The 11,468-nt window shown below is 57.9% G+C and carries 10 protein-coding genes; 4 read left to right on the forward strand and 6 right to left on the reverse strand.

Going from position 1 to position 11,468, the window contains the following annotated elements:
- Positions 1-60 precede the first annotated feature (60 nt).
- The 4 genes from ACR0MV_RS15030 to ACR0MV_RS15045 form a co-directional block, all read right to left on the reverse strand.
- The gene (locus ACR0MV_RS15030) at positions 61-711 is read right to left on the reverse strand and encodes a 50S ribosomal protein L25/general stress protein Ctc (RefSeq protein ID WP_480702631.1); all 651 of its coding nucleotides are present in this window, start codon (positions 709-711) and stop codon (positions 61-63) included.
- Positions 712-959: 248 nt separating this feature from the next.
- Positions 960-2,126, reverse strand: a complete 1,167-nt coding sequence (locus tag ACR0MV_RS15035; protein WP_480702632.1) for an alpha-hydroxy acid oxidase — start codon at positions 2,124-2,126, stop codon at positions 960-962.
- 154 nt (positions 2,127-2,280) lie between these two features.
- A complete protein-coding gene (trpA, locus tag ACR0MV_RS15040) occupies positions 2,281-3,072 on the reverse strand; it encodes a tryptophan synthase subunit alpha (RefSeq protein ID WP_170426765.1) in 792 nt (263 codons plus the stop codon).
- 79 nt (positions 3,073-3,151) lie between these two features.
- A complete protein-coding gene (locus ACR0MV_RS15045; protein WP_170426764.1) occupies positions 3,152-3,637 on the reverse strand; it encodes an acyloxyacyl hydrolase in 486 nt (161 codons plus the stop codon).
- Between the two features lie 199 nt (positions 3,638-3,836).
- On the opposite strand from ACR0MV_RS15045, the gene ychF reads away from it, so the two are divergent.
- Positions 3,837-4,934 carry a redox-regulated ATPase YchF gene (gene ychF, locus ACR0MV_RS15050; RefSeq protein ID WP_475201880.1) on the forward strand — a complete coding sequence of 366 codons (1,098 nt, stop codon included), beginning with the start codon at positions 3,837-3,839 and terminating at the stop codon, positions 4,932-4,934.
- Positions 4,935-4,952: 18 nt separating this feature from the next.
- Here ychF and ACR0MV_RS15055 read toward each other — a convergent pair whose 3' ends face one another.
- The gene (locus ACR0MV_RS15055) at positions 4,953-5,309 is read right to left on the reverse strand and encodes a YybH family protein (protein WP_480702633.1); all 357 of its coding nucleotides are present in this window, start codon (positions 5,307-5,309) and stop codon (positions 4,953-4,955) included.
- A gap of 27 nt (positions 5,310-5,336) precedes the next feature.
- Positions 5,337-5,801 carry a MaoC family dehydratase gene (locus ACR0MV_RS15060; RefSeq protein WP_480702634.1) on the reverse strand — a complete coding sequence of 155 codons (465 nt, stop codon included), beginning with the start codon at positions 5,799-5,801 and terminating at the stop codon, positions 5,337-5,339.
- A 143-nt stretch (positions 5,802-5,944) separates the two neighbouring features.
- Here ACR0MV_RS15060 and ACR0MV_RS15065 point away from each other — a divergent pair, with 143 nt between their 5' ends.
- The 3 genes from ACR0MV_RS15065 to fdhF all read left to right on the forward strand — a co-directional run bounded on the left by ACR0MV_RS15065 (position 5,945) and on the right by fdhF (position 11,412).
- On the forward strand, positions 5,945-6,826 hold the full coding sequence (locus ACR0MV_RS15065; RefSeq protein WP_170426760.1) for a LysR family transcriptional regulator: 882 nt from the start codon (positions 5,945-5,947) through the stop codon (positions 6,824-6,826).
- 85 nt (positions 6,827-6,911) lie between these two features.
- Positions 6,912-8,615 (forward strand): NAD(P)H-dependent oxidoreductase subunit E, encoded by a 1,704-nt coding sequence (locus tag ACR0MV_RS15070; protein ID WP_480702636.1) that lies wholly within the window; start codon positions 6,912-6,914, stop codon positions 8,613-8,615.
- Positions 8,616-8,628: 13 nt separating this feature from the next.
- A complete protein-coding gene (fdhF, locus tag ACR0MV_RS15075; protein ID WP_480702637.1) occupies positions 8,629-11,412 on the forward strand; it encodes a formate dehydrogenase subunit alpha in 2,784 nt (927 codons plus the stop codon).
- Positions 11,413-11,468 lie beyond the last annotated feature (56 nt).

An 11,468-nucleotide genomic window follows, 5' to 3' on the forward strand; every position in this document is an offset into this window, starting at 1 on the left:
AAAATGAAAAACGGGGCCCCGAAGGACCCCGTTTCAAATTCAGGACTATTTAGCCTGAACTTATTCTTCAGCTTCCTGGCCGACGACTTCGACTTCGTCTGCGGCCACTTCTTCGCCTTCTTCGTCTTCGCTGGTCGACAGGCCAGTCGGTGCCGAGATGTTGGCGATCACGAAGTCACGGTCGATGGTCGGCTTGGTCCCTGCGGGCAGGTCAACCGACGAAATAGTGACAACGTCGTTGATGTTCAGACCGGTCACGTCAACAGTGATCTTCTCAGGAATATCACCGGCGGTGCACATCAGCTCGACTTCCGGACGGACAACAGTCAGAACGCCGCCCTTCTTGATGCCGGGCGCTTCGTCTTCGTTGATGAACTCAACAGGGATGTACAGCGCGATCTTGGTGGTCCGACGCAGGCGCATCAGGTCCAGGTGGGTCGGCAGGTCTTTGACAACGTCACGCTGAACGTCGCGGCAGATGACGCGAACGTCTTCGTGGCCGTCAACTTTCAGGTTCCACAGAGTCGACTTGAACCGGCCAGCTTTCAGGCGCTTGAACAGTTCGTTGAACGGGATTTGAATAGGCAGCGGCTCTTTATCGCCACCAAAAACAATGCCCGGAACCATGCCGTCGCGGCGTGCTTGACGAGCGGCGCCCTTGCCTGTCCCCGTCCGTTCCAGAGCTACGAGATCAGGAATCTCTCCAGCCATGATAATTCTCCAAATGTTAGGGCGGGCATCCTCCAAGGCTGTATGCCCGCGTGAAGCCGCGTCCTTAGCTTGATTCACCCGGTTTGGAAAGGGGTTTTTGCGTTCCGCGTTTTTTGCGAGGCTCTGCCTCGCGCGCCGAGGCATTAGGGGCCAGATGAATAAAGGATCCCCTGCTTCATCTGGCTGAAAATACCTCGGGGGAGTCGCCCGAAGGGCGGCGGGGGCAGCGCCCCCTTTTACCCCCAAGGTTACTTTTGCCAGCGGCCGCCAAAGTCTTGCGGTACCAGAAGGTTGTGACGACCCAAATTGCCGACGTTCCGCTCGCCGCACAGTGCCATTGTGGTGTCTAGTTCTTTGTGGATGACCTCTAGCGCCGTTGTCACGCCTTTCTGACCCATTGCGCCCAGCCCATAGACAAACGCGCGGCCGATATGCGTGCCCTTGGCGCCCAGAGCCAGTGCCTTAAGAACGTCTTGGCCTGACCGGATACCGCTGTCCAAATGAACCTCAATGTCGTTGCCAACGGCGTCCATGATCTCGGGCAATACGCGGATCGAGCTGAGTGCGCCGTCCAGCTGACGGCCACCGTGGTTCGACACGACGATCGCGTCTGCTCCCAGCTTGGCGGCCATCTTGGCGTCCTCGGCGTCCAGAATGCCCTTTAGGATCACTTTGCCGCCCCATTGCTCCATCAGCTTTTCGACCTTGTTCCAATCGAGACTGGGGTCGAACTGTTCGGCTGTCCATGCGCCCAGCGATGACGCGTCTGAAACGCCCTCGGCATGACCAACGATATTTCCGAACTCGCGTCGGTGAGCGCCCAGCATCTCGATCCCCCAGGCCCATTTGGTCATCAGGTTCGCGAGAGTCTTGGCGGTTAGTTTCGGCGGGGCCGACAGGCCATTCTTCAGGTCTTTGTGGCGCTGCCCCAAAATTTGCAGGTCCAGTGTGATGACCAACGCCGAGCATTTGGCATCTTTGGCGCGCTGGATCAGACGGCTGACATAGTCCTGATCCTTCATCGTATAAAGCTGAAACCAGAAGGGTTTGTTGGTGTATTCGGCGACGTCCTCGATCGAGTTGATCGACATTGTTGACAAGGTGAACGGCACACCGAACTCTTCAGCGGCTTTGGCGGCCTTCATCTCGCCATCCGCGTGCTGCATTCCGGTCAGGCCGACCGGGGCCAGGGCCACTGGCATAGCCACATCTTCGCCAATCATCTGCGACGCGGTCGAGCGCCCGTCCATGTCCACTGCTACCCGCTGGCGCAGCCTGATCTCTTCGAAATCCGAGGTGTTTTCGCGAAATGTCTGTTCGGTCCAACTGCCACTTTCGGCGTAGTCGAAGAACATGCGTGGCACACGTCGTTCGTAGATGCGTTTCAGGTCGTCGATATTGGTGATAACGGGCATATGGTTCGGCCTTCCCAGGATTGGTTCTTTTTGTTTACCAATCATTTGAGGGCCTCGCAACGCTGCGAAATTGTAACTCACGGCCGGGTTGGAAAAGACAACAAAAAACGCAGCCGGTATGTGCCGACTGCGTTCAAATCAATTCGCGACAGGATTAGGCCGAATGCGCGCCGTCCGCCAAGGATTTCACGAAATCCAGAACCTCGGTCGTGGGCTTGCCCGCTGCGATCTGGCTGACGATGGCCGAACCGACCACGGCACCATCGGCGACAGAAGCAATGGCTTGCGATTTTTCCGGTGTGTTGATCCCGAAGCCGACGATCACCGGCAGATCGGTTGCGGACTTGATCCGGGCAACTTCGGGGCCGACATTGGTGGCCTGCGCTTCGGCGGCACCGGTGATACCGGTGATCGAGACGTAGTAAACAAAACCGGATGTGTTCTGCAGAACGCGAGGCAGGCGCTTGTCATCGGTGGTCGGAGTGGCCAGACGAATGAAGTTCAGACCCGCATCTTGCGCGGGAAGGCACAGTTCTTCGTCCTCTTCCGGCGGCAGGTCGACAACGATGAGCCCGTCAATGCCGGCCTCTTTTGCATCAACAAGGAACTTATCAACGCCGCGGCTATAGATCGGGTTGTAATACCCCATCAGCACAATCGGAGTGGTGTCGTCGGTTTCGCGGAATGCACGGGCCAGATCCAGCGTTCGCTGCAATGTCATGCCGCCATCCAGCGCACGTTGGCCGGCCGCTTGGATCGTGGGTCCGTCCGCCATCGGATCGGTGAAGGGCAGGCCCAGCTCGATCACATCGACACCTGCGCTCGGCAGGCCCTTCACGATTTCAAGCGAGGTTTCGAAATCCGGGTCTCCGGCCATGATATAGGCGACGAACGCCTTCTTTCCCTGTTCCTTCAGAGCGGCGAACTTGGCGTCGATACGGGTCATAGGCAGTCCTTGCAATCAGGTTCAGGCCCGATGTGCAGAAACTTTGCCCGGAAATCAATCCCGGTTCGAGCCAGTTGGCTCAGAACGCGAAATGGTATCTGAGCAAAACTGAGTTCAATCCGGGGTTGGGTTCTTCCGTGCTGGCGTTGGATTTATGGGTAAATGCCACGGACAGCTTGTCGCCGCCGTTTAAGGTATACCCAACTCCAAGCAGGCTGCGGATTTGGAAATTGCCCCCAAGGTCATTCTGGGCGTTTGACGCGTTGTAGTAACCCGGCATAACACTGCCTTCGACAAACCAGCGGTCTCTGAACGTGTAGATTCCTACTAGGCCCAGTCCAATGTGATAGTCGCCATCCACGTCAACCGACAGCGCGCTGCCCCATGTTGCGCTGAATCGAGCGGCCTCATGAAATGGTCGATGTTGATACTCCAAAGCGAAAATAGCCTGATCTTCATAAGGGCTATCTGCCAATCCGGCATACCCAACTCCGAGTATTACAGATTGTGCATTTGCGGACGTCGCAGCCAATAACAGCCCAAAGGCAAAGCAAAGAGATTTCATGACAAGCATTCACTATTCATTTGTTTCAATTCGCTAATTGGTGATCCTAAAGCCCAGTTTTCAACATACGCAAGCGCACAATTTCGTAACAGTATTTTGATGTTGTCATTTGGTTGCGTTGATCTTCGGTTGCCCCTACCTTGCGCATTGGCCCCGACCTGCATAGAAGCTGCGCTCGAATGGTATGCAGGAGGCCGTTATGGGCTTTAAAATGGGAATCGTGGGTCTGCCGAACGTTGGCAAGTCGACCCTCTTCAATGCGCTGACCAAAACCGCAGCTGCGCAGGCGGCAAATTTCCCGTTCTGCACGATTGAACCCAATGTGGGGGATGTTGCCGTGCCCGATGCCCGGCTGGATAAGCTGGCGGCCATAGCAAGCTCGAAACAGATCATTCCTACACGCATGACCTTTGTGGATATTGCGGGACTGGTGAAGGGCGCGTCGAAGGGTGAAGGCTTGGGCAACCAGTTTCTGGCCAATATCCGCGAGACGGATGCGATTGCCCATGTGTTGCGCTGTTTCGAAGATGGTGACGTGACCCATGTGGATGGCCGTGTCGATCCGGTGGCCGATGCCGACACCATCGAGACTGAGCTGATGCTCGCCGATCTGGAAAGCATAGAAAAGCGCCGCGCCAATCTGGTGCGCAAGCTGAAAGGCAACGACAAAGAGGCGCAACAGCAGGACCGCCTGCTGGCCGAGGCGCAAGAGATGCTGGAAAACGGCAAGCCCGCGCGTCTGGTCGAAGTGTCCGATGAGGATGCGAAAGCCTGGAAAATGCTGCAACTGCTGACCACCAAACCGGTGCTATATGTTTGCAACGTCTCGGAAGAAGAAGCCGCCGAAGGCAACGAATACTCCGCCAAGGTGGCTGAGATGGCCGCGGCTCAGGGCAATTCCCACGTCATCATCAGCGCCAAAATCGAAGAAGAGATCAGCCTGCTGGAAGAAGACGAGGCCCAAATGTTCCTCGAAGAGATGGGCCTGGAAGAGGCCGGTTTGGACCGTCTGATCCGTGCTGGCTACGACCTGTTGAAACTAGAAACCTATTTCACCGTCGGTCCGAAAGAGGCCCGCGCCTGGACAATCCGCACCGGTACTGCCGCGCCGCAGGCCGCTGGCGTAATCCACGGTGATTTCGAGAAAGGCTTCATCCGCGCCGAAACCATCGCCTATGACGACTATATCGCCGCGAATGGTGAGCAGGGTGCGAAAGAGGCGGGCAAGATGCGGGCCGAGGGCAAGGGCTATATCGTCAAGGATGGCGACGTGATGCACTTCTTGTTCAATACCTGAACGCGATCAGCGTATACGTCAGCCCGTTTCGTTCAGACTGCAGTGAGTGATCAGCCATCTTCCGTCTGGCTGTTCATACAACACGTTAAGCGATGTCCCGTGATCGGCTGCACCTTCGCTGAAACGGGCAAGACACCAGCCAATGTGGCCGTTGATATCGGCCTGTACGACCTCAATGGCTTTGGTCTCCGCCCCTTCGTCGATCCACTCGGCATGCGTCGCTTCGATGGCCTTTCGACCCTTTGCCGCTGGCCCATAAGGTGAGAAGATTTCTGCGTTGTCAGAGAAAAAAGACGCACATCCTGCAGGGTCATTTGATCGATAGCATGCGACATAACCGTCGAACAATTTCTGAAATTCCAATATCGCGGTCATCTTACGTCTTTTGGCCTTCCTGCTGCGTCATGCTGACTCGACGGGTTTCCGTCGCGCCATGACGTGGTCAATGGCGTAGCTGAGCACCTCGACGTCTTTTTGGTTGTATGAACGATAGCGGAATCGGACCGTACCCCTGTCAGGCTTTGAACGGGATGGCTTGATGGATTCGACCGTGACACGTGCGCGGATTGTATCGCCCGAGAAGACTGGAGCGAGCCACCGCACCTCGTCCATACCATGGCCGCCGAGATTTGTGCCGTTCAGCACACCGGTGTCGCGAAACAGCCGGAAGGTCAGAGCAATGGTTTGAAATCCACTTGCGACAAGGCCTCCAAAAATTGACTGCGCCGCTGCGTCTTTATCCACATGGAAGGGTTGTGGGTCGTGTACCAGGGCAAAGTCTACAATTCCGCCCTCGGTGAGTGTGATGCCCCCGGTTTCGAAGGTATCCCCCACAGCCAGATCGTCGAGATATTTGCCGTTCGTCATACTAATACCCGCATAAACTCTGATTTTCACGATACCGTCGCGTAATCCAAAAAGATACGGTATGCCGATTTTGGGCAGTGCGCACTTTTATACACTAAAAAAAGCGATAATCTGACGCCTGCCTTCCAGCTGGACAAATCCAAATGATCGAAATCCGCGACCTTCAATTGCTCAACGCCCTGGCGCGGCATCAGCACTTTGCAAAGGCAGCTGAAGAGTGCGGGATTTCTCAGCCTGCCTTTTCGATGCGCATTCGCAACCTTGAGGATCGTTTGGGCGTCTCGATCGTTCGGCGGGCCAACCGCTTTCAGGGCCTTACTGAAGAGGGCGAGATGATCGTTCAGCGTGCACGGCGTATTCTGGACGACGCCAAAGCGCTTGAGCAGCAAGTGCTTGCCTCAAAGGGCGAGATCACAGGCACATTGATTCTGGGAGTGATCCCTACTGCGATTGCCTTCACCGGACGTTTGACCAAACGCTTGCGCGATGCGCATCCCCGCATCATCACACGGATCGAAACCATGTCCGCCACGGCAATCCAGCACCGATTGGACGAGGGCAGTTTGGACGCAGGTATCACTTACGGCGACAGCATCGGGACCGATCTGCGGCAGGTGCAACCGCTTTACGAAGAGACCTACGTGCTGCTGGTCCCGTCTCATATGACCGATGCGACTGGCCCGATCCCTTGGGCGCGCGTGGCAGAATTTCCGATCAGCCTTCTTGAGCCTCAGATGCAAAACCGGCGCATCCTTGACCGGATCTTTGCCGAACAGGGCCTACACCCGGATGTTGTCGCCGAAACCAGCGGGTTCACCGCCTCGATGGTCATGGCGCGCGAAGGATTGGCAGCCACTGTTGTCCCCCGTGTACTGGTCCGTGCGCTGGGGGATTTGAAGGGCACGAAAGTGTTGCCGCTGGTCGACCCTGTCGTCAGCAAACCGATCTGCCTGGCAACCCTAAGCCGGGATCCCGAATTGCCGACCGTCAAGGCGCTGCGTGCTGTGATGACGTCTTTACGGTGATAAACTGTCGTTATCGTGTGATTGCAATATGCGATTTGACGATATGCTAATCTGATGAGACACGGAGCCTCAATCGGAGGGCATCATGGCACCATTAGACACCAAGCCATCAGGCGCGCCAAAGGGCGTCTGGAAGTCAGGTAAAGGCAAGGGGCGGCACACGCCCAAAGGCCGTCAGTTCACGGATGAGGCGCAGGCTGAAATCGCTCGCCTGCTGGGCGACCGCCCGCGCCGTCGCGATCTGCTGATCGAATTCCTGCATTTGATTCAGGACGAACACGGCCATATCAGCGCCGACCACATCGCCGCATTGGCGGTCGAAATGCGGATCGGTCAGGCTGAGATTTACGAGACCGCCACATTCTACGCCCATTTCGACGTGGTCAAAGAAGGTGAGACCCCTCCGCCCGCGCTGACGATCCGTGTTTGCGATTCCCTGTCCTGTGAAATGGCCGGTGCCCAGCAACTGCAGAAGGCTTTGGAGGACGGTCTGGACCCGTCCGAGGTCCGCGTTGTCCGCGCGCCTTGCATGGGTCGTTGCGACACCGCTCCGGTGCTGGAAATTGGCCACAACCACATTGACCATGCGACCCCTGAAAAGGTGCAGGCCGCGATTGCCGCTGGTGACACCCACGCGCATCTGCCCGATTATGAAACCTTCGCGACCTACGAGGCCAACGGCGGGTACGCCAAGCTGAAAGAACTGCGCGACGGCGGCGATTGGGAGAAGGTGCAGGAGGACGTCCTGTCCTCGGGTCTGCGTGGTCTGGGTGGGGCCGGCTTCCCGTCCGGCAAGAAATGGGGCTTTGTTCGCATGAACGAAGGCCCACGCTATCTGGCCGTTAACGGCGACGAAGGCGAACCAGGCACATTCAAGGACCGTTACTATCTGGAGCGCACGCCGCATCTCTTCCTCGAAGGGATGCTGATCGCCGCTTGGGCGGTCGAGGCGGAAACCTGCTTTATCTACATGCGCGACGAATATCCTGCGGTTCTAGAAATCCTGCGCCGCGAGATCGCTGCGTTGGAAGGTGCCGGGATTGTTGAGCCCGGCTATATAGACCTGCGCCGCGGTGCCGGTGCTTACATCTGCGGTGAAGAATCCGCGATGATCGAGTCGATTGAGGGCAAAAAGGGCCTGCCGCGTCACCGTCCTCCGTTCGTGGCGCAGGTTGGGGTCTTCAACCGCCCGACCTTGGTGCACAATGTCGAGACGTTGTACTGGGTCACGAAGGTTTGCCGCGAAGGGCCGGAATGCCTCAACAGCACCGAAAAGAACGGGCGCAAGGGCCTGCGCAGCTATTCGGTCTCGGGCCGTGTTGCGAAGCCGGGCGTTTACTTGCTGCCTGCAGGCTCGACCATTCTGGACGTGATCGAAGCTGCCGAAGGCATGGCCGAAGGCCAGACCTTTAAGGCCTATCAGCCGGGTGGTCCGTCCTCGGGCCTATTGCCCGCATCGATGGATGACATCCCGCTGGATTTCGACACGCTGCAACCGCATGGAACCTTCATCGGCTCTGCCGCCGTGGTGGTTCTGTCCGATCAGGACACCGCGCGTGATGCGGCGCTGAATATGCTGCGGTTCTTCGAGGATGAAAGCTGTGGCCAGTGCACCCCCTGCCGGGCGGGCTGCGAGAAAGCGGTGAAGCTGATGCAAGCCGACAAGTGGGATCAGGATTTGCTGGAAGACCTGTGTCAGGTCATGGGTGATGCCTCGATCTGCGGTCTGGGGCAGGCGGCCCCGAACCCGATCCGCCTTGTAATGAAACATTTCGCTAACGAAATCTGAGGGAGACAGAGCCATGCTTGATGCAAGCCCAAACAAGACCGTCACCTTCAACCTGAACGGCGAAGATGTCACCGTGCCCGAAGGCTGGACCATCTGGGAAGCCGCCAAAGGGCAGGGGTTCACGATCCCGCACCTGTGCCACAAGCCACAGCCGGGGTATAAACCCGACGGCAATTGCCGCGCCTGTATGGTTGAGGTCGAAGGCGAGCGCACTCTGGTCGCCTCGTGCATCCGTCCTGCCGCAGACGGCATGGTGGTGAAAACCAACAGCGACCGTGCCGAGAAATCGCGCGCGATGGTCATGGAACTGCTGGTCGCCGACCAGCCGGAACAGCCGCACGATGCCTCCAGCCATTTCTGGGATATGGCCAAGCTGAACGATGTCAGCGACAGCCGCTTCCCGGCGAAAGAGGCTGAGAAAATCCCGTTGCTGGATGACAGCCATGTTGCGATGCGTGTCAATCTGGATGCGTGTATCAACTGCAACCTCTGTGTCCGTGCTTGCCGCGATGTGCAGGTGAATGACGTGATCGGCATGGCCGGACGCGGGCACACGGCGCAGGTGGTTTTCGATCAGAACGACCCTATGGGCGATTCGACCTGTGTCGCCTGCGGTGAATGTGTTCAGGCCTGCCCAACCGGCGCCCTGATGCCAGCCACCGTGCTGGACGATCAGCAGCACGGCGACAGCAAGGACTATGACTCAGAGACCGAAAGCGTTTGCCCGTTCTGCGGCGTGGGCTGCAAAGTCTCGCTGAAGGTCAAAGACGGCAAGGTCAAATATGTCGAGGGCATTAACGGCCCCGCAAACGAAGGCCGCCTGTGCGTCAAAGGCCGCTTTGGTTTCGACTACATTCACCACCCGCACCGCCTGACCAAGCCGCTGATCCGGCGCGAGGATGCGCCTGCGAAGGGGCTGAACGTTGATCCGGGCAATCTGTCGACCCATTTCCGCGAAGCGACATGGGAAGAGGCGATGGATCTGGCCGCGACCAAGCTGAAAGCCCTGCGTGACGAAGACCCGCGCAGCGTTGCGGGCTTTGGCTCGGCCAAGTGCACCAACGAAGAAGCCTATCTGTTCCAGAAGTTCATCCGTCAGGGCTTCAAGCACAACAATGTCGACCACTGCACCCGTCTGTGCCACGCGTCGTCCGTTGCAGCCCTGATTGAAAACGTGGGTTCTGGTGCCGTGACCGCGACCTTCAACGAGATTGAAAACGCGGATGTGGCGATCATCATCGGGGCCAACCCGATCGAAAACCACCCCGTTGCGGCGACCTATTTCAAGCAGTTCACCAAACGCGGTGGCAAGCTGATCGTGATGGACCCGCGCGGTGTTGGTATGCGTAAGTTCGCTGACGAAATGCTGCAATTCCGTCCGGGGGCGGATGTCTCGATGCTCAACGCGATCATGAACGTGATCGTGGAAGAGGAGCTTTATGACAGCCAATACATCCACCGCTGGACCGAGAACTGGGAAGCCGAAAAAGAGCATCTGCGCCAGTTCACGCCCGAGGCGATGGCCCCGATCTGCGGTATCGAGCCGGATCAGCTGCGCCGCGTCGCGCGCACCTTTGCGCAGGCCAAGGCCGGTCTGATCTTCTGGGGCATGGGCGTCAGCCAGCACATCCACGGCACCGACAACTCGCGCTGTTTGATCAGCCTCGCTTTGATGACCGGCAATGTCGGTAAACCCGGTGCGGGTCTGCACCCGCTGCGTGGCCAGAACAACGTGCAGGGGGCCTCGGACGCGGGTCTGATCCCGATGTTCCTGCCGGACTACAAAACGGTCACGGATGACAATATCCGGGCGCAGTTTACGGATGTCTGGGGTTCGGACGATTTCTCGAACGAGAAGGGTCTGACTGTCACTGAGATCATCGACCAGATCTATGCGCGCAACATCAAGGGGATGTACATTCTGGGTGAAAACCCGGCCATGTCCGACCCCGATGTGAACCACGCGCGCGAGGCTTTGGCCAAACTGGACCTGATGATCGTACAGGACATCTTCCTGACCGAAACGGCGAACTACGCGGATATCATCCTGCCCGCCTCGGCGCTGTACGAAAAGAACGGCACGGTATCGAACACCAACCGCCAGGTTCAGCGGGTTCGCCCTGCAGTGGCACCTCCGGGTGAGGCGCGCGAGGATTGGGCAATCACAGTCGAGCTCGCGCAGCGTATCGGTCTGAACTGGGAGTACACCGATGTCTCGCAGGTCTTTGCCGAGATGAAGTTGACCATGGAGTCGCTGAACAACATCACCTGGGAGCGGCTCGAGACCGAGTCGATCACCTATCCGTCGCTCAGCGAAACCGATCCCGGCCAATCCATCGTGTTCGGCGATGGCTTCCCGCGCACGGATGGCAAGGCACGGTTCACCCCGGCCAGCATCATTCCGCCGGACGAGGCACCGGATGAAGATTACCCGATGATCGCCACCACGGGCCGTCAGCTGGAGCATTGGCATACCGGGTCCATGACCCGCCGGTCCAACGTTCTGGATGCGGTTGAGCCGGAAGCGAACTGCTCGATGAACCCGCGGACGCTGAAGCTGATGGGGATTGAGCCGGGTGAAATGATCCGACTGACCACCCGTCGTGGTTCGATCGAGATCATGGTTCGTGCGGACCGGGCAATTGCCGAAGATATGGTGTTCATCCCTTTCGCCTATGTCGAGGCGGCGGCGAACATCCTAACGAACTCGGCCATCGACCCCTACGGCAAAATCCCCGAGTTCAAGTTCTCGGCGATCCGAGTGGAAAAGATCGAAGACGCCATCGCGGCTGAATAGATCTAAGACGATACGCAAGAAGGGCGGCCCCTGTGGCCGCCTTTTTCTTTGCTTGA

Source organism: Ruegeria sp. BC3 (assembly GCF_056539265.1).